The sequence below is a fragment of the Streptomyces sp. NPDC038213 genome, assembly GCF_055600495.1.
The window spans coordinates 162,785-181,375 of the sequence record NZ_JBVJYM010000010.1 but is presented as its reverse complement, the minus strand read 5'-3'; the positions used below and the strand labels follow the sequence as shown (position 1 = coordinate 181,375).

Annotated in this window: 14 protein-coding genes; 5 read left to right on the top strand and 9 right to left on the bottom strand. The window is 75.9% G+C overall.

The features are described 5' to 3' along the window. Positions 1-251 precede the first annotated feature (251 nt). The 3 genes from eccE (at position 252) to ACZ7JZ_RS17625 (ending at position 4,675) form a co-directional block, all read left to right on the top strand. Entirely contained in the window at positions 252-1,586 is a 1,335-nt protein-coding gene (gene eccE, locus ACZ7JZ_RS17635; RefSeq protein ID WP_470939702.1) for a type VII secretion protein EccE, read from the top strand. Continuing rightward, positions 1,586-2,437, top strand: coding sequence for a hypothetical protein (locus ACZ7JZ_RS17630; RefSeq protein ID WP_470939699.1), 852 nt, complete (start codon positions 1,586-1,588; stop codon positions 2,435-2,437). Before eccE ends, ACZ7JZ_RS17630 begins: the two co-directional genes overlap by 1 nt. Before the next feature lie 159 nt (positions 2,438-2,596). Further along, on the top strand, positions 2,597-4,675 hold the full coding sequence (locus ACZ7JZ_RS17625) for an SCO5717 family growth-regulating ATPase (protein WP_470939696.1): 2,079 nt from the start codon (positions 2,597-2,599) through the stop codon (positions 4,673-4,675). 110 nt (positions 4,676-4,785) lie between these two features. Here ACZ7JZ_RS17625 and ACZ7JZ_RS17620 read toward each other — a convergent pair whose 3' ends face one another. From ACZ7JZ_RS17620 to rimP, 9 genes are all read right to left on the bottom strand, one after another. Beyond that, positions 4,786-5,742 carry a bifunctional riboflavin kinase/FAD synthetase gene (locus tag ACZ7JZ_RS17620; protein ID WP_470939693.1) on the bottom strand — a complete coding sequence of 319 codons (957 nt, stop codon included), beginning with the start codon at positions 5,740-5,742 and terminating at the stop codon, positions 4,786-4,788. 70 nt (positions 5,743-5,812) lie between these two features. After that, positions 5,813-10,216: a serine protease gene (locus ACZ7JZ_RS17615; protein WP_470939690.1), complete on the bottom strand. Its 4,404-nt coding sequence runs from the start codon at positions 10,214-10,216 to the stop codon at positions 5,813-5,815. A 237-nt stretch (positions 10,217-10,453) separates the two neighbouring features. Then, on the bottom strand, positions 10,454-11,368 hold the full coding sequence (truB, locus tag ACZ7JZ_RS17610) for a tRNA pseudouridine(55) synthase TruB (protein WP_470939687.1): 915 nt from the start codon (positions 11,366-11,368) through the stop codon (positions 10,454-10,456). Beyond that, positions 11,365-11,805, bottom strand: a complete 441-nt coding sequence (gene rbfA / locus ACZ7JZ_RS17605; protein WP_470939684.1) for a 30S ribosome-binding factor RbfA — start codon at positions 11,803-11,805, stop codon at positions 11,365-11,367. Before rbfA ends, truB begins: the two co-directional genes overlap by 4 nt. A gap of 27 nt (positions 11,806-11,832) precedes the next feature. Beyond that, complete coding sequence (locus tag ACZ7JZ_RS17600) at positions 11,833-12,126, bottom strand: DUF503 domain-containing protein (protein WP_470939681.1); 294 nt, start codon at positions 12,124-12,126, stop codon at positions 11,833-11,835. A 153-nt stretch (positions 12,127-12,279) separates the two neighbouring features. Next, positions 12,280-15,375: a translation initiation factor IF-2 gene (gene infB / locus ACZ7JZ_RS17595; RefSeq protein ID WP_470939678.1), complete on the bottom strand. Its 3,096-nt coding sequence runs from the start codon at positions 15,373-15,375 to the stop codon at positions 12,280-12,282. 143 nt (positions 15,376-15,518) lie between these two features. Next, the gene (locus tag ACZ7JZ_RS17590; RefSeq protein ID WP_470939675.1) at positions 15,519-15,821 is read right to left on the bottom strand and encodes a YlxR family protein; all 303 of its coding nucleotides are present in this window, start codon (positions 15,819-15,821) and stop codon (positions 15,519-15,521) included. Positions 15,822-15,937: 116 nt separating this feature from the next. Further along, entirely contained in the window at positions 15,938-16,924 is a 987-nt protein-coding gene (gene nusA, locus ACZ7JZ_RS17585) for a transcription termination factor NusA (RefSeq protein ID WP_470939672.1), read from the bottom strand. A 2-nt stretch (positions 16,925-16,926) separates the two neighbouring features. Then, positions 16,927-17,445, bottom strand: a complete 519-nt coding sequence (rimP, locus tag ACZ7JZ_RS17580) for a ribosome maturation factor RimP (protein ID WP_470939669.1) — start codon at positions 17,443-17,445, stop codon at positions 16,927-16,929. Between the two features lie 153 nt (positions 17,446-17,598). On the opposite strand from rimP, the gene ACZ7JZ_RS17575 reads away from it, so the two are divergent. Together ACZ7JZ_RS17575 and ACZ7JZ_RS17570 are read left to right on the top strand one after the other, a co-directional pair. Continuing rightward, positions 17,599-18,132: a hypothetical protein gene (locus ACZ7JZ_RS17575; protein ID WP_470939666.1), complete on the top strand. Its 534-nt coding sequence runs from the start codon at positions 17,599-17,601 to the stop codon at positions 18,130-18,132. After that, entirely contained in the window at positions 18,129-18,587 is a 459-nt protein-coding gene (locus tag ACZ7JZ_RS17570) for a ferritin-like domain-containing protein (protein ID WP_470939663.1), read from the top strand. Before ACZ7JZ_RS17575 ends, ACZ7JZ_RS17570 begins: the two co-directional genes overlap by 4 nt. Positions 18,588-18,591 lie beyond the last annotated feature (4 nt).

The window sequence follows — 18,591 nt, the reverse complement described above, 5'->3', positions numbered from 1 at the left end:
GGTTCCCGGGCCCTGCTCGTCCGGCCTGCCTGCCGGAACCGGCAACCTACTATGCCCGTTGGCCCCGGCCCCCTGCGTGCCGGGTAGGGTGACCGGTCGGCCCGCCGCCGACTGCCGCCCCGCGGGCGGTGTTTGCCCGGCGCCGAGCCCTCCGGGCCGCGCTTCAGGCGGAGTTCGGGGCCGCGGCCCGGGTGCCGCGGGGACCGCGGACCGCCGCGGGAGGGCAACGCGAAGGAAAGGGGTGTGCGCCGATGGGCAGGGGTACGGGCAGGGGCACCGCCGCGCCGCCGCGGTCCGCCGGGACCCCTGCGGAGGCCGGGGGCGCACCGGCGGCGGGGGCCGCGGCCTCCCGGCCGGCCCGCGAGGGCGTGACGCCCCGTCCGAGGCCCGTGCCCGGACGGATCGGCCCCTTCCGGCTCCAGCAGGCCGTCTTCCTCCAGCTCGCCGCGGCCCTGCTGCTCGCCGCCGCCGCGGTGGACACCCTGCTCATGGTGCCCGCGGGAGCGGCGGCCGTGGTGCTCCTGCTGCTCGCGGTGGTCCGCCGCCACCAGCGCTCGCTGCCCGACTGGCTGGGCTCCGTCCTGGGATTCCGGGCGCGGCGGCGGCGCGCGGGCGGGTTCGACGTGCCCCCGGGCACCGAGCCGGGGCTCGCGCCGGTGGTGGAGTGCGATCCGGCCCTGCGCACGTACACCTTCAGCGACCGGGAGCGGCGGCCCGTCGGAATGATCGGCGACGGCACCTTCCTGACGGCGCTGGTGCAGGTGGACGCCGACGCGGCGGCGCTGCGGGCCGAACGGGGCGCGCGGCCGCTGCCGTTGGGGCTGGTGCGCGGGGTGCTCGCGGTGGACGGGATCCGGCTGGAGTCCGCGCAGATCGTGCAGCACACCCAGCCCGCGCCCGCCCCGCACCTGCCGCCGCAGTCGGTGGCCGCGCGCAACTACGCCCCGCTGCAGGCCCGTACGGGCACGCCCGCCGTGCGCCTCACGTGGATCGCCCTCAAGCTGGACCCCGAGCTGTGCCCGGAGGCCGTCGCGGCGCGCGGCGGCGGGCAGGCGGGGGCGCAGCGCTGCCTGGTGCGGGTCGCGGACCAGCTGGCGAGCCGGCTGGCGGGGGCCGGATTCCGGGCCTCGGTCCTCACCGAGCAGGAGCTGACGGCGGCCCTGGCCACCTCGACCTGCGCCAACCCGATGGCGATCACCCAGGCGGGCCGCTCGGGCACGGCGGGGCGGCGCACGCAGGAGACGGCCCGGACCTGGCGCTGCGACGACCGCCGGCATACGACGTACTGGATCGCGCGCTGGCCCCGGCTGGGCGGCGCGGCGGCCCCGCTGCCGCAGTTCGCGGCGCTGCTGACCTCGGTCCCGGCGCTGGCCACGAACTTCAGCCTGACGCTGGCGGCGGGCGAACGGCAGGAGGTGGCGGTGACGGGGCACGTACGCATCACCGGGCGCAGCGACGAGGAACTCGTCGCGGCCCGCCGCGAACTGGAGCGGACGGCGCGCGGCGTGAAGACGGGGCTGGTCCGGCTGGACCGCGAACAGCTCCCGGGCGTGCTGGCCACGCTCCCGCTGGGGGGCGCACGCTGATGGGCTTCCGCACCTCTTCCGCTTCCCCTTCCTCGTCCGGATCCTCTCCCTCGTCCCCATCCGCTTCCCGGCCCGTATCAGCCTCCGCCTCCGCCTCTGATTCCGTTCCCGCGACCGGCGGAGCCCCGGCCCCCGCCGCCCGCCGGGCCCGCTTCCGCCTCGGCTACGGCCTGCCGGGCCCGCGCCGCGGGCGCCACACCCTCTCCGCGGCCGAACTGGACTCCCTCGCGCTGCCCTTGGCCGACGACGGCGTCGTGGCCGGGGTGGACGCGGAGGGCCGTCCCGCGGTGCTGGGCGTCCACCGCCCGACCCCGTACGAGATCACGCTCATCGGCGGCCTGTGGACCGCCCAGGTACTGGCCCTGCGCGCGGCTGCCACCGGCGCCCGGGTGGCGGTGGAGACGGGCCGCGCCCCGGTGTGGACGGCTCTGGCGCAGGCCGCGGGCGGCGGACAGCCGTGCGTGACCCTGCACGAGGTGGGCCGCGTACCCCCGCAGGGCGCCTCCGCGGGCAGCCCCGTGCTGGTCGTCCGCGACTGCGGGATGCGCCCGCCGCGCGGGCGCGTGGTGGCGGGCCCCTGGCAGTCGGTCCTCACCCTGCTGCCCTTCCTGAGCCCGGCGGCCCCCCGCCTCCTGGAGCAGTCGGCCCTGGTGGGCGTCCAGCGCGTCTCCCCGGACGAGGCGGAGCGGCTGGGCCGTCTGCTGGCCCTCCCCCGGCCCACGGTCGACGCCCTCCCCACCCTGGGCGACGGGGTCACCCTCTGGACCGCGGGCCGCGACCGACAGTTCGTCATGACCCGGGCCACGGAGGCCGAATCGGGCCTCCTGGGCCCGGCCCGCCGGATCGACTAGGCGGTCCCCTCCGGAGTGCCCGGGAGTCCGCTGGGCGGCCCGCGGGGAACAGGGGCCCGTCTGCCGGACCGGGGCCGGTGCGGGCGGCGGCGCGATTAGGCTGACGGTGGGCGTGCCGCCCGGTGCGGGGCGCCGGTACGCGAGACACCAGGAGGACCAGTGAACGGCGATCGGAACGAGAGCCGCGGCGGGGAGTGGGACGCCCCGACGGACGATCAGTCCGACGCGGACCCCGAACTGACGGGCGAGTTCACCATCGACTACACCCCTCCGGCCTGGTACGTGCAGGGCAGCGCGGCCGCCCCCGGGAGCCCGGCCCCCGTGATCCCGGGACTGCCGCCGAACAGCGGTTTCGAGCACTGGACCAGCCCTCCCCCCGGCTCCCAGACCCCGGGCCCGCCGCCGTACCCGGCTGCGCCCGTACCGGCAGCGGCGCCGACACCGACACCCGCGGCTGTACCCGTACCGGAGGCCGCACCGGCACCGGCACCCGCGCAGCCCGACCCGGCCGCCACCCCGTACTCCGCCGCACCGGCGCCGACACCGACCCCGGTACCCGCACCCGCTTCCGCACCCGGCAACGCGCCTGCGGAAGCGGACGCGGACACGGGTACGGACGCCCAGGCGAATGCGGACACGGACGCGCACGCGGTCACGGCCGCGGGCGCCGACCCCCAAGTACGGCAGGAGGCGGACGGGACCCCCCTCCCGCCCCCGGCCGCCGACACCCGGATCGCGGCCCCGCTCCCCGACCCCCCGCCCCTCGACGCGCCGCCACCCCGCTCCCCGTCCACCCCGCGGATCCCCCCGGTGCCCGCCCCGGGTCAACGCCCCCCGGCCGCCCCGGCCACCGGTACGGGTGAACCGCCCGCGCCCCTCCCCCCGGCAGCCGGCCCCTACGGACCCCCCGCGCACCCCCTGCCGGCCCCGCAGCCCCCGTATCCCGCGCCCCACCCGGCTCCCCAGACCGACCCGCGGGCCGGCGCCCAGTGGCCCGGTTCCCACGCCCACCCCCAGCCGCACCCCCACCCCGGCCCCGTCGCGCACGATCCGCGGCAGCGGCCGGCGCCGGGCGGCGGTGCGCCGCTCGGGTACACGGCAGCCGTCGAACTGTCCTCGGAGCGGCTGCTGCGCACCAGGCAGAAGCCGAAGGGCAACCGCGGCGCCCCCGGCGGCGGGGGCGGCCTCTTCCGCTTCGGGGGCCGGGCGGCCGAGGCGGAGCGCCAGCGCAGGCTGGAACTCATCCGCACCCCGGTGACCTCCTGCTACCGCATCGCCGTGATCAGCCTGAAGGGCGGGGTCGGCAAGACCACGACCACCACGGCGCTCGGCGCCACCCTCGCCACCGAGCGCCAGGACAAGATCCTGGCCATCGACGCGAACCCGGACGCCGGCACCCTCGGCCGCCGCGTGCGCCGCGAGACCGGGGCCACCATCCGCGACCTGGTGCAGGCGATCCCGTACCTCCACTCGTACATGGACATCCGCCGGTTCACCTCGCAGGCGCCGTCGGGTCTGGAGATCATCGCGAACGACGTGGACCCGGCCGTGTCCACCACGTTCAACGACGAGGACTACCGGCGCGCGATCGACACCCTCGGCAGGCAGTACCCGATCATCCTGACCGACTCGGGCACCGGACTGCTGTACTCCGCCATGCGCGGGGTGCTCGACCTGGCCGACCAGCTGATCATCATCTCCACGCCGTCCGTGGACGGGGCGAGCAGTGCGAGCACCACGCTCGACTGGCTCTCCGCCAACGGGTACGCCGACCTGGTCGCCCGCTCCCTCACCGTGATCTCCGGGGTCCGCGAGACCGGGAAGCTGATCAAGGTCGACGACATCGTGCAGCACTTCGAGACCCGGTGCCGCGGGGTGGTCGTGGTCCCGTTCGACGAGCACCTCGCGGCGGGCGCGGAGGTCGACCTCGACATGATGCGGCCGAAGACCCGCGAGGCGTACTTCCACCTCGCGACCCTGGTGGCCCAGGACTTCGTACGGGCCCAGCAGGCCGCTGCGCAGGCTCCGTGGGGACATCCGCAGCCGCACGCGCAGCAGAACGCACAGCCGAACCCGTGGCACCAGCAGGCCCCGCCGCCCCAGGCCCCGCCGCCGCACCACCAGCAGCCCCCCGCCCCCGGCCCGTACGCGCCTCCGGTGCCGGGCCAGGGCCGGCCCCAGCAGGCCCCCCAGCCCCCGCACCCCGCACCGCAGCCCCCGCACCACCCCCCGCGCTGACACACGGGAGGGCCCGTACCGCCCCCGGGCGGTACGGGCCCTCCGTACGATCCGAAACGCCCCGGAGCCCCGGAACGCCCGACGGGCGGACCGGGCCGCCCGGCCGTGCCCTACCGGCCCGAGTCGTAGGCCTCCGTCAGCGCGCGCGAGCGCTTCACGTCGTCGGCGATGGCCTCCAGCAGCCCGTCCAGGGACTCGAACTTCGCCATCCCGCGCACGTAGGCGAGGAAGTCCACCGACACGTGCAGCCCGTACAGGTCGAGGCCGACGCGGTCGATGGCGTAGGCCTCTACCGTCCGCTCCTTGCCGTCGAACTGCGGGTTCGTCCCCACCGAGATGGCCGCCGGCATCCGCTCGCCGTCCGCCGTCAGCCAGCCCGCGTACACCCCGTCGGCGGGGATGGCGGTGTGCGGCAGGGTCTCGACGTTGGCGGTCGGGTAGCCCAGTTCGCGGCCGCGCTGCGCGCCGCGCACCACGATGCCCTCGACCCGGTGCGGCCGTCCGAGGATCTCGCCCGCGCCCTCGACATCGCCCTCGGCGACCAGCCGGCGGGTGAGCGTGGAGGAGAAGGGCTCTCCGCCGCCCGCCTCGCCGCGCACGTACAGGTCCACGACCTCGACCTCGTAGTCGTAGGTCCGGCCCTGCTCGGCGAGGAACGCGGTGTTGCCCGCGGCCCGGTGGCCGAAGCGGAAGTTCGGGCCCTCGATGACGGCCTTGGCGTGCAGGGCCTCGACCAGCACCTTCACGATGAACTCGGCCGGGGACAGCTGCGAGAACTCCGCGGTGAACGGCAGTACCAGCACCGCGTCCACGCCGAGCTCGGCCATCAGCTCGGACCGGCGGTGGTGCGGGGCGAGCAGCGGCGGGTGGGTGCCCGGCCGGACGACCTCGCTGGGGTGCGGGTCGAAGGTGACCACGACGGCCGGCAGGCCCAGCTCGCGGGCGCGGGCCACGGCCCGGCCGATGATCAGCTGGTGGCCGCGGTGCACGCCGTCGTACGAGCCGATGGTGACGACGCTGCGCCCCCAGTCCTGGGGGATGTCCTCCAAGCCACGCCAGCGCTGCACTGTGACCGCTCCTCGCCCGAACCCTGTAGGTGACCTTGTGCGCAACCGCGTTTGGCGTGATTACGCAGGACTAAGACTGCCATGCCCATGGTCCCCGGCCCGCATCGGCATCGGGCCAACCGTCCCGCTCCGCGGCTCCGCGGTCACCCGTGCGGTCCGATCCGGGCGCACCCGCCGGACCCGCCGGCCCGCCCGTCGCGAAGGCCCCGCCGACCCCGCCGGGCCCGCCCAGGCAGGCGACCGTCCGGCGCGCACTGGGCCCCAGCAGGGCGGCCCACACCTCCGGTTCCCCGGCGAGCCAGGACGCGGCCAGCGCGGCGAAGCCCGGTACGTCCCCCGCCAGCTCGACCACCCGCCGGTCCAGCAGGGCCGCGCCCTCGGGCGTGCGCAGCAGGCCGCGGCCGGTGCGCAGGACCAGGTCCCGGGTCGGCTCCGGCCCGCGGACCGCCGCCCCGCGGGCCGCGGCGCCCAGGACGGCGTCCAGCACCTCGCGGTGGTCCTCGCTGTCGAGCAGCAGCTCCAGGAGCTCCGCCCGCAGGGCGCGCGAGCGGTCGGTGCCGGGGGCCGCGAGCACCGGGGCCAGGGCCCGGCGGACGGCCGCGGTACGCCGTAGCAGCCCCACGACCAGGGGGAACAGCTCGGCGCGCGCGGCGGGCCCCTGTTCGAGGCGCAGGTCCACGAAGGCCGCGGCGTGCGCGGGGCCCTCGGCGGGGCGCAGGTCGAGGTACTCCCGCACGAGCGCGGCCGCCCGCCGCGCGGGTCCGGCTCCGGCCACCCCGGACAGGGCCCGTACGACGGCCTCCCCCGCCCCCTCGCCCCCGCCGTGCAGCCGGGCCCGCAGGGCGGCGAACACCGGCTCGGGGTGGGTGGGCAGCGCGGCCGCGAGCGCCTCCGCGGACAGCCGGGGGTCACCGGCCGCGAACCGCTCCAGGGCCTCGGGGAGGTGCGCGGACCGGCTCGCGGGATCGCGGACGAGGACCGCGAGCGCCCCGCCGTGCAGGGCCGCGTCCCCGGGCCGGGCCAGCAGGGCGAGGGCCGCGTGGCGCAGCAGCTCGCGGTCGGCGGGACCGGTGGCGTGCGGGGCGGTGGCGAGCCCGTACGCGGCCGCGGCGACCCGGCGCTCGGGGCGGGGGTCGCGCGACCAGCGCTCCACGGCCCGGCACAGCGCTGCGGGCTCGTCCTCGGCGAGGGCGGCCAGCAGCTCGTCGGCGCGGGCGTGGGCCCGTTCGACGAGGGTCTCGGTGAGCTCGTCGAGCGCGAGTCCGCGGTGGGTGTGGAGCAGGGCCTGGGCGGCGGTGGCCACGGTGGCCCCGGGCCGCCCGCGCAGCCTGCGCTCGTCGTCGAACCACCGGCAGATCAGGGGCTGCACGGTGTGCGGGTCCCGTACGAGCCGGCGCGCGGCGGCGTCGATGTACCGGTCCCCGGCCGCGCCCTCGCCTGCGCCCGCGTCCCGGCCGGGACCGGGGCCCGGGTGGCCGGGCTCCGGCGCCGGGTACGGAGCCGCGCCGGGCCCGGCCGACCGGGCGTCGCGGACGGGCCGCCGGGGCTCGGGCACCCGGCCCGCGCCCGTGCCCGTACCCGGGTCCCGCTCCCCCGCCGCCGGCGCGGTGGGGGGCGGCACGGGGTCGGAGGGGAGCAGCCGGCGGAGGAGGTCGAGGCGGACGGGCTCGGAGACGGGGAGCCGGTTCCAGAACCAGCCGCCGAAGCCGCCCGGACCCGCATGGGCCGCGTGCTCGGCCAGCGCGTGCAGCGCGGGCAGGTGACGCTCGGCGTCCGCGCAGTGCAGCAGCACCTCGCGCAGCAGCCGCGCGGCCCACCAGGCCGCCTCCCCGCCGGACCCGTGCCCCGACGGCGCCCCCGCACCCGCGCCGGTACCCGCCGCGCCCCCGCCCGGCACCCGCCCCAGGGCCTGCACCAGCCCGACCAGGTGCCCCGTCAAGGGTCCCTGACGGGGTCCCGTCAGGTGCCCGGCCAGAGGGCCCGTCGGATGCCCTGCCGGATGCCCGGTCGGAGGCCCTGCCGGGTGCCCGGTCGGATGTCCGGCCCGGTGCCCGCCGGAGGGTGCGCGCGAGTGCCGCGGTTCCGTTCCGGGCTCCGCCCCCGCCCTCCCCGTCTCCCCCGCCGCCCGCCTCAGGGCCTCCAGGACCGGGCCGATCCGGTGCCGCGGCACCGGCAGGCGGGCCTCCTCCGCGGCCGGGTCCGGGCGGCTGTGCACGAGCGCGTCGAGGGCGGCGGGGAGGTCGAGGTGGACCCCCTGGAGCCAGTCCCCGAACTCCTCGTGGGCGAACCGGTACCCCGGACCCGCCGGAACGAGCAGTCCCTCGGTGAGCACGGCCGGGGCCCAGCCCGCGTACCCCCCGTACCGACGGCCCGGCAGGGCCCCCCACGGGAACAGCTCCTCGAAGGCCTCCCGGTCCAGCGCGCCCTGCCCGGGTCCCAGGCAGCGCCGCGCCGCCTCGTGCACCTGCCCGGCCACCAGGGCGGCGAGCCGGCGCACGGCCGGGCCGCGCGGCGGCCGGGGCGCCCCGGCGGCCAGCCGGACGGCGATCCGCAGGCACATCAGGTCCAGGTGGGCCGCGAACACCCCGTCCCGGCCGGGGCGGCCCTCCGTGACCTCGGCCGCCCTGATCTCGGCCAGCAGCCGCAGGGTCAGCGGATGGGCCGCGTCGGCGCCGGTCAGGGCCTCCTCCGGCAGCCCGTACCGGGCCCGGGCGCGGGCGGCCTGGTCCGGGGGCAGGTCGCCGAGCCTGACGGCGGACGGAAGCCGCCGGGCGGCGCGCTCCGGCCGGTACAGGAGGTGCTGGGGGTAGAGCGCCCCGGCCTGCTCCCAGTGCTCGGGACGGCAGGCGACGGCCATCCGCACCCCGGTGGCTCCCAGCCACCGCGCGGTGCCCTCCGTCCACTGCGCCAGCCGGTGGGCGAGGACGGGCGGCATCTCCTCGGGCCCGTCGAGCAGCACCAGCAGCGGCCGCCCGGCCTCCGCGGCCAGGGCCGCCACCCGGTCGGCGAGCCCCGCCCGCCCGCACCCGGCCCCCGCACCGGGACCGCCGGGTACGGAGAGCCCGTCACACACGCGATGCCCGTCGGGCACGCCGTGCCGTTCGGGTACGCCGTACCCCTCCGGTACGCCGTGCCCCTCAGGTACGCCGTACCCCTCCGGTACGCCGTGCCCGTCGGGTACGGAAAGCCCCTCGGGTACGACGGCCCCACCGGGCACGGAACCCCCGTCCGGCGCCCCACCCCCGCCGAACCCCGCCTCCCCGAAGTCTCCAGAGGCCCCGGAGACCCCGAACTCCCCGGACCCCCAGGACTCCCCGGCCCCCCCGACCTCCCCGGCCCCCCAGGAGTCCCCCCACGCCTCCGCACCCACCGCATCACCCCCCGCCGGCACGGCCTCCCCCGGGCCGGGGCCCGCGTCCGCGCCGACGGCGTCGGCGTCTGCCGCCAGGATCCGGCCCGCCGCCTCGAGCGCGCGCACCACCGCGTCGGCCACTGAGGAGTCCGCCGCGTGCAGGTCGGAGCCGCGGAGCCAGAGGGTGGGGGCGGGTTCGGCGACGTCGGCGCGGCGGGCGGCCAGCGCCGCCAGTTCGGTCGTACGGCCCGTACCGGGCCCGCCGACCAGCGCGAGGACCAGGCCGGACCCCGCCGCGGCCCGGCCGCCCGCCGCCGCCCCCGCGAACGCGTCGAGCTCCCGCGCCGCCTCGGGGCGCTCCACCGGCTCCCGCCAGGCCCGCGGTCCGGCGACCGAGCCGAGGGCGGTGGCGGTGAGCTGGAGGACCCCGGCGAGGTTCAGGTCCGGGCCGTACCCCGGTACGGTCGCCGCGTTGCGGGCCAGCAGCAGGGCCAGCGGGCCGCCCGGGTCCGCTGCCGCCGCCGCCCGCAGCGGTACGGCGAGGGCCGTGGCGGCAGCGGATCCGGGCGGCCCGGCCCGCAGCCCGGTGCCCACGACGGCCAGCACCGAGCCGGTGTCCGCGTCGATGACGGGCCCGCCGTCGGCCTCCCCGCCCGGCCCGAGGGGGTCGCCGCCGGCCGGGCCGAGGGCGAGCTCGACCGCGGGGCCGAGCAGCGGACGGCGGTCGTCGGCGGCGTAGGCGGCGCGCGCCTCGCCGAGCAGCCGGGCCCGCAGCCAGCCGCGCCCCCGCGCCGATCCCTCCGCCCCCGCCCCCGCCTGCGCCGCCACCGCCAGGCGCACGCGCGTCCCCGGCGCGAGCAGGTCGCGTGCGGCGACCGGCAGCGGCCGCAGCCCCAGCCCGTCGGTGCGCACCAGCGCGAGCCCGGATTCGGGCAGCGGCACGATGGCCTCCGCCTCGGCCAGCCAGCTGCGCTCCCCCGCCCCGTACAGGACCAGCCGGAGCAGCCCGTTCACGGCCGCGTGGCTGGTGACGACGGTCCCCCGGTCGTCCGCCACGAACCCGCTGCCGCGCGGCCTCCCGGCGAGATCGCAGATCCTCACCAGCGCCGCCGTCGCCGCCATCACCGAACCTCCCAGCCCTCCGTGCGCCCGTAGGGGGGAAGGCTGCTCGGAAAGATCAGCGGGAAAGCACCGGAAACGAAAGCGCCCCCTTGCGCTCCCTCGATTCACTCCGAGCGCCTGCTCGTGCGGGTGAATAACGGGTGTCGGATGGATAGACACCGTGACGGGGGAACGAGGGGGAGGGGGATCGTGGGGCGGTGGGAGGCACTGGGGGGTGCCCCCACCGCTCCACGGGTGTCAGACGAAGACCGCCAGCGCCTTCGCCTTGCCGCCCTTGCTCTCGACCAGGGCGAGGAGGCGTCCGTCGGGGCCGTAGACCGCGACCGTCCCGGAGGCGTACACCTCGGGCATCTCCAGGCGGACGCCGTTGCCCAGCAGCCGGGCCCGCTTCTCGTCGAGGTCCCAGCGCGGGTACGCCGCGGCCGCGGCCTCGCCGATCGGCATGACGGTCAGCTCCTCCTGGAGCTGGTCCAGGGTCCGCGCCTTGTCGATCTTGTACGGGCCCACCCGGGTCCGCCGCAGGGCGGTCAGGTGGCCGCCCACGCCGAGGTCGGCGCCGAGGTCGCGGGCGAGGGCCCTGATGTACGTACCGCTGGAGCAGACCACGGAGACGATCAGGTCGACGACGGGGGTGCCGTCCTCGGCCTGCGCCTCGCGCATGTCGTACACCTGGAAGGAGGAGATCGTCACCGGGCGGGCGGGGATCTCGAAGTCCTCCCCGTCGCGGGCCCGCTTGTACGAGCGGACGCCGTCGATCTTGATGGCGCTGACCTTGGACGGGACCTGCATGATCTCGCCGGTGAGCTTGGCGATGCCCGCGTCCACGGCCTCGCGGGTGACCCCGGAGGCGTCCGCGGACGAGGTGGTCTCGCCCTCGGCGTCGTCCGTCAGGGTGTTCTGGCCGAGGCGGATCGTACCGAGGTACTCCTTCTCGGTCAGCGCGAGGTGGCCGAGCAGCTTGGTGGCCTTCTCCACGCCGAGGACGAGCACGCCCGTGGCCATCGGGTCGAGCGTGCCCGCGTGGCCGACGCGCCGGGTCTTGGCGATCCCGCGCATCTTGGCCACCACGTCGTGCGAAGTGAAGCCGGACGGCTTGTCGACGATGACAAGACCGTCCGGGGGCTTCGGGTGCTGGTTGCGCTGGCTGCTCATTCTTCGGTGTCGTCCTCGCCCGGCTTCTTGTACGGGTCGGCCTCGCCGGCGTAGGCGGCCCCGGAGGAGGCCTGGCGGACCTGCTCGTCGGAGGCGCGCACCTGGTCGAGGAGGTCCTCGATGTTCTTCGCGGTCTCCGGGAGGGCGTCCGCGACGAAGGTCAGGGTGGGCGTGAACTTGATGCCCGCCGCCTGGCCGACGGCGGAGCGGAGGATGCCCTTGGCGCTCTCCAGCCCCTTGGCCGCGGCCTCCCGCTCCTCGTCGTCCCCGTAGACCGTGTAGAAGACCGTGGCCTCCCGCAGGTCGCCGGTGACGCGGGTGTCGGTGATCGTCACGTGCGTGCCCAGGCGCGGGTCCTTGATACCGCGCTGCAGCTTCTGGGCGACCACCTCCCGGATGAGGTCTGCCAGCTTCTTCGCCCGCGCGTTGTCGGCCACTGGTCCGTCTCCTTCTTTTCCTTGCAGTCAGTCTTCATCACCATGGAGCTGCCGTCGCACCGACAGCAGCTCCACTTCCGGACGCGCCGCGACGAGCCGCTCGCAGCGGTCGAGCACGTCCGATACGTACCCCGTGTCCCCGGACACCAGGGCCACCCCGATACGGGCCCTCCTGTGGAGGTCCTGGTCGCCCACCTCGGCCGCGCTCACGGAGAACTTGCGCTGGAGCTCGGCGACGATGGGCCGGACGACGGAGCGTTTCTCCTTCAGCGAGTGGACGTCGCCGAGGAGCAGGTCGAAGGACAGAGTCCCCACGTACATGCAGGTGCCGGATGTCCCGCCGGTTCGGGTTCGGTGGCCTGCCGGGCACGCGCCCGGCAGGGACACCAGAACCGTACACGCAACGGCCGGGGCCGATCGACGGAAATTCCGCCGACCGGCCCCGGTCACGACACGGTACGAACCGCCACGCGCTTACGCGCGGGGCTTCTCGCGCATCTCGTACGTCGCGATGACGTCGTCGATCTTGATGTCGTTGAAGTTTCCGAGGTTGATACCGCCCTCGAAGCCTTCGCGGATCTCGGTGACGTCGTCCTTGAAGCGGCGCAGACCGGAGATGGTGAGGTTCTCGGCGATGACCTTGCCATCGCGCAGGAGCCGCGCCTTGGTGTTGCGCTTGACCTCGCCGGAGCGGATGAGGACACCGGCGATGTTGCCCAGCTTGGACGAGCGGAAGATCTCGCGGACCTCCGCCGTACCGAGCTCGACCTCTTCGTACTCGGGCTTCAGGAGACCCTTCAGGGCCGCCTCGATCTCCTCGATGGCCTGGTAGATCACCGAGTAGTACCGGACGTCGACGCCCTCGCGCTCCGCCATCTGCGCGGCACGGCCGGCCGCACGGACGTTGTAGCCGATGACGATGGCGTCGGAGCCCATGGCCAGGTCGATGTCCGACTCCGTGACCGCACCGACACCGCGGTGCAGGACGCGGATGTCGACCTCTTCGCCGACGTCCAGCTGGAGCAGGGACGACTCCAGGGCCTCGACCGCACCGGACGCGTCGCCCTTGATGATGAGGTTGAGTTCCTGGACCAGACCGGCCTTGAGCACCTTGTCGAGGTCCTCGAGGGACACCCGGCGGGTGCGCTTGGCGAAGTTGGCGTTGCGCTCGCGCGCCGCGCGCTTCTCGGCGATCTGGCGGGCCGTGCGGTCCTCGTCCACGACGAGGAAGTTGTCGCCGGCGCCGGGGACGTTGGTGAGACCCAGGACCAGGACGGGGGTCGACGGACCCGCTTCCTCGACGTTGTTGCCCTTGTCGTCGAGCATGGCGCGGACACGGCCGTACGCGTCGCCGACGACCATCGTGTCGCCGATGCGGAGGGTACCGCGCTGCACGAGGACGGTGGAGACGGCACCGCGGCCGCGGTCGAGGTGGGACTCGATCGCAATACCCTGCGCGTCCTGCTCCGGGTTGGCCCGCAGGTCGAGCGAGGCGTCGGCGGTGAGGACGACGGCCTCCAGCAGGGAGTCGATGTGCAGACCCTGCTTGGCGGAGATGTCGACGAACATGGTGTCGCCGCCGTACTCCTCGGCCACCAGGCCGTACTCGGTCAGCTGACCGCGCACCTTGACCGGGTCGGCACCCTCGACGTCGATCTTGTTGACCGCGACCACGATCGGCACGTTGGCCGCCTTGGCGTGGTTCAGGGCCTCGATCGTCTGCGGCATGACACCGTCGTTGGCCGCCACCACGAGGATCGCGATGTCGGTCGACTTCGCACCGCGGGCACGCATGGCGGTGAACGCCTCGTGACCCGGGGTGTCGATGAAGGTGATCTTGCGCTCTTCGTCGTTGACCTCGGTGGAGACCTGGTAGGCACCGATGTGCTGGGTGATGCCGCCGGCCTCGCCCGCGACCACGTTGGTCTTGCGGATCGCGTCGAGGAGTCGGGTCTTACCGTGGTCGACGTGACCCATGACGGTCACGACCGGCGGACGCGGCATGAGGAACTCCTCGCCGCCCTCGTCCTCGCCGAACTCGATGTCGAAGGTCTCGAGGAGCTCGCGGTCCTCCTCCTCCGGGCTGACGATCTGAACCTGGTAGTTCATCTCGCCCGCGAGGAGCTGGAGGGTCTCGTCGGAGACGGACTGCGTGGCAGTCACCATCTCGCCGAGGTTCATCATCACCGCGACCAGCGAGGCCGGGTTGGCGTTGATCTTCTCCGCGAAGTCGGTGAGGGACGCACCGCGCGACAGGCGAACGGTCTCGCCGTTGCCGCGGGGCAGCATCACGCCGCCCACGGACGGGGCCTGCATGGCCTCGTACTCCTGGCGCCTCTGACGCTTCGACTTGCGGCCGCGACGGGCCGGACCGCCGGGACGGCCGAAGGCACCCTGCGTGCCGCCACGGGCACCGGGGCCGCCGGGACGGCCGCCGAAGCCGGGACGACCGCCGCCGCCCGCACCGGGACCGCCGCCGAAGCCGCCACCACCGGGACGCGGGCCGCCGAAGCCGCCGCCGCCACCGGGACGACCGCCGCCGCCGGGACCGGCCGGACGGCCGGCGAAGCCGGGACGCGCACCGCCGGCGCCGCCGGCACCGGGGCCGCGGCCGCCGGGACCGGGACGACCGCCGCCGGGGCCGCCGCCGGGGCGGGGGCCGGCAGCCGGACGCTGCGGCATCATGCCGGGGTTCGGGCGGTTGCCGCCCGGGGCGCCGCCGGGGCGGGGGCCGCCCTGGGGACGCGGCATGCCGGCCGGGGACGGACGGGTGCCGCCCTGGCCCGGGGCCTGGGGACGGGGACCGCCCTGGCCGGCGCCCTGCGGACGCGGGCCGCCCTGGCCGGCGCCGGGGGCGCCGGGACGCGGCGCGCCGCCGGGACGGGGCGCCTGCGGGCGCGCCATGCCGGTGGAGCCGCCGGACGTGAAGGGGTTGTTGCCCGGACGCGGACCCGCGGGACGGGCACCGCCCGGACGCGGGGCCTGCGCGCCGCCCTGCGGACGGCCGCCGGGCGCACCCGGGGTGGCCGGACGCGGGGCGCCGGGACGGGCGCCGCCGGACTGGGCCGGACGCTGGGCGGCCGCGGGACGCGGACCCGGGGTCGCGGCCGGACGCGCCGGAGCGGCCGGAGCCGACGGGGGCGCGGTGAACTCGGGCTGGGCCGGAGCCGCCGGGGCGGGCTTCGGGGCCGGAGGCTTGGGACCGGGACGCGGGCCGGAGGCGGCCGGGGTCACCGGGGCGGCTGCCGGAGTCTCGGCGACGGGCGGCTTGGGGGCCACCGGCGCGCCGGGCTTCGGGGCAGCGGGACGGGCCGCAGCAGCCGGGGACGGCGCGGGGGCCGCCGGCTTCGCGGGGGACGGCGCGGCCTTGCGGGGCGCGCCGGGCTTCGCAGGGGACTTGCCGGCGCCGCCGGGACCCTGCAACGCGTCGGTCAGCTTGCGTACAACGGGCGCCTCGATGGTCGAGGACGCCGAACGGACGAATTCACCGAGTTCTTGGAGCTTGGCCATGACGACCTTGCTCTCCACTCCGAACTCCTTGGCGAGTTCGTATACCCGGACCTTAGCCACTTCGCTCCTTTTAGGTCCGGGTTACCGCCGGACCGTCGCTACTTCATGGGCGTACTCATCGCGTACTCATCGAGTGCTCATCGCAATCTCGACCTACTTCCAACTCGCGAGGTACCTGACCGCACGGAGGATCCGCGCGTTTCTTACGGTGTTTCGGTGCTGCTGCCCACCGGGGGCGCCGCCTCGATGCGACTGCGCAGGTGCGCGGTGTCGAGCGCTCCGGGGCTCCGAAGGGCCCGGGGGAACGCCCGGCGGCGGACCGCCAGATCGAGACAGACCGGCACGGGGTGCAGATACGCACCCCGGCCGGGCAGCGTACCGCGGTGATCCGGGACACAGGTGTCCTCGATCGCCACGATGCGCAGCAGGTCGCTCTTGGCCGCCCGCTCCCGGCACCCCACGCAGGTACGCTCAGGGCACGCTCGGGCATGCGTCCGGCCAGACACGCTTAAGTCTACCTCCCCGCACCGACCTCACCCCTTCAGGCGAGAAATCGAACGGTTGTCGTCTTGATCCCTGCTGGTCCTGTCTACCGGCCGGGCAACCCCGGCCGGTAGCGGTTTTATTCCGCGGCCGGCTCGGTGTCCGGGCGGATGTCGATGCGCCAGCCGGTCAGCCGGGCGGCGAGGCGGGCGTTCTGGCCCTCCTTGCCGATGGCCAGCGACAGCTGGTAGTCGGGCACGGTCACCCGCGCGGAGCGCTGCGACATGTCGACGATCTCGACCTTGCTCACCCGGGCGGGGGACAGTGCGTTGGCCACCATCTCCGCCGGGTCGTCCGACCAGTCGACGATGTCGATCTTCTCGCCGTGCAGCTCCGCCATCACGTTGCGCACGCGGCCGCCCATCGGGCCGATGCAGGCGCCCTTCGGGTTCAGGCCCGAGCGGGTGGAGCGGACCGCGATCTTGGTGCGGTGGCCGGCCTCGCGGGCGATCGCGGCGATCTCGACACTGCCGTCGGCGATCTCCGGGACCTCCAGCGCGAAGAGCTTCTTCACGAGGTTCGGGTGGGTGCGCGACAGGGTCACGGAGGGACCGCGCACACCCTTGGCCACCCGCACGACGTACGTACGCAGGCGCAGCCCGTGCGTGTACTCCTCGCCGGGGACCTGCTCCTGCACCGGCAGGATGGCCTCCAGCTTGCCGATGTCGACGAGCACGTTCTTCGGGTCCTTGCCCTGCTGCACCACGCCCGTGATGACGTCGCCCTCGCGGCCGGCGAACTCGCCGAACGTCAGGTCGTCCTCGGCATCGCGCAGGCGCTGCAGGATGACCTGCTTGGCCGTCGTCGCGGCGATCCGGCCGAAGTCGGACGGGGTGTCGTCGAACTCCTTCGGCTCCTGGCCCTCTTCGAGGTCCCGGGGGTCCTCCGTCGCCCACACGACCACGTGACCGTTGGTGCGGTCGAGCACGACGCGGGCGCGGCGGAAGCTGCCCTCGGTGCGGTGGTACGCGATGAGGAGGGCCGACTCGATCGCCTCGACCAGCAGGTCGAAGGAGATCTCCTTCTCCCGCACCAGACCCCGCAGGGCACTCATGTCGATGTCCACGGCTACGCCTCCTCTTCCTTCTGAACGCCGCTGTCGTCCTTGGTGTCCTTGCGGCTGAATTCGATCTCGACACGCGCCTTGGAGACGTCGGCGAACGCGATCCGGCGGGAGGTCGCCTTGCGGCCCTTGACCCCCGGCACCTCCAGGTCGAGGCCCTCCTCGTCCACGGCGAGGATGCGGGCGACGAGCTCGCCGCCCTCGGCGAGCTGGAACTTCACGAGGCGGCCGGTGGCGCGCACGTAGTGGCGGTGCTCGGACAGCGGGCGGTCGGCGCCCGGGGAGCTCACCTCGAGGACGTACTCGTCCTCGCCCATCACGTCGGTCTCGTCGAGCTTCTCGGAGATCTCACGGCTCAGCTCGGCGCAGGTGTCGAGCTCCACGCCCTCGTCGGAGTCCACGACGATCCGGAGCATCCGCCGCCGGCCCGCCCGGGACACCTCGATGTCCTCGAGATCGAGGTCCTTCGCGGCGACGAGCGGTTCCAGCAGTCCGCGCAGCCTGTCGCTCTGGGTGGTGCTCATCCGGGTGACTCCTCGGCCGCGTGTGCTGTTGTGGTTTCCGTCGCGTGTCAGGTCAAAGGGTATCCGGTCCCGGAGGGTGTTGCCGTCCGCCCCGGGCGGGGCACCCCCGGGTACGGTGATCACCTGCCTGCCGCCGCCCCTGCGAGGACTCCCGTGCCCTTCCCCCCGCCCTCCCGAAGAACCCTGCTCACCGGTACCGCGGGAGCCGCGGGCGCGCTCCTGCTCACCGGCTGCTCGGACGGCCCCGCCGCCACCCGGGAGGAGCAGCGGGCGGTATCGCTCGAACGGCGGATGCGCGAGAGCGCGGCCCGTGGCAGCAGCGCCCTGCTGGAACGTTACGACGCCACTCTGGCCGCCCATCCGGCCCTCACCGGCCGCCTCTCCCCGCTGCGCCGGGCCGTGGCGGCGCACGCGCGGGCGCTGGCGCCCGCGGCCGCCTCCCCCGCTCCGGACGCGGCCCCCTCTCCCGCCGCCTCCCCCGGCGCGGCCGCCGCCGCGGCTCCCCCGCCGGTGCCGGCCGACGCGCCCGCCGCCCTGGCGGCCCTGGCCGCGGCCGAGCGGGCGCTCGCCGCGGACCGCACCGCCGCCCTGCTGTCCGCGCCCGGCGAGCTGGCCCGCCTGCTGGCCTCCACCGCCGCCTGCGGGACCGTCCACGCACACCTGCTGACCCGGAAGGACGCCGCATGAGCGAGCAGCCCGCCGCCGGTACGGCCGCCCTGGCCGCGGCCCAGGCGGCCCTGGCCGCCGAACACGCGGCGGTGTACGGGTACGGGGTCGTCGGCGCCCGGATCGGCGGCGCCCGCCGCGCGGAGGCCCGCTCGGCGTACGCCGACCACCACGCCCGCCGCGACGCCCTGGCGCGCACGGTGCGCGAACTGGGCGGCGCGCCCCGGGCCGCGGAGGCCGCGTACGCCCTCCCCGCGCCGGTGCGCACCCCCGCCGACGCCGAGCGGCTCGCCGCCGTCATCGAGGACGGGGTCGCGGGCGCGTACGCCGATCTGGTGCGCGCCGCGCAGGGCCCGCTGCGCCGGTCGGCGGCCGACGCGCTCGGCCTCGCGGCCCTGCGCGCGGCGCAGTGGCGCGGTGTCGGCGTAGCCTTCCCTGGGCTCGCGGAACGATCGGAACGAGCCGCGAAGCGCTGATGAA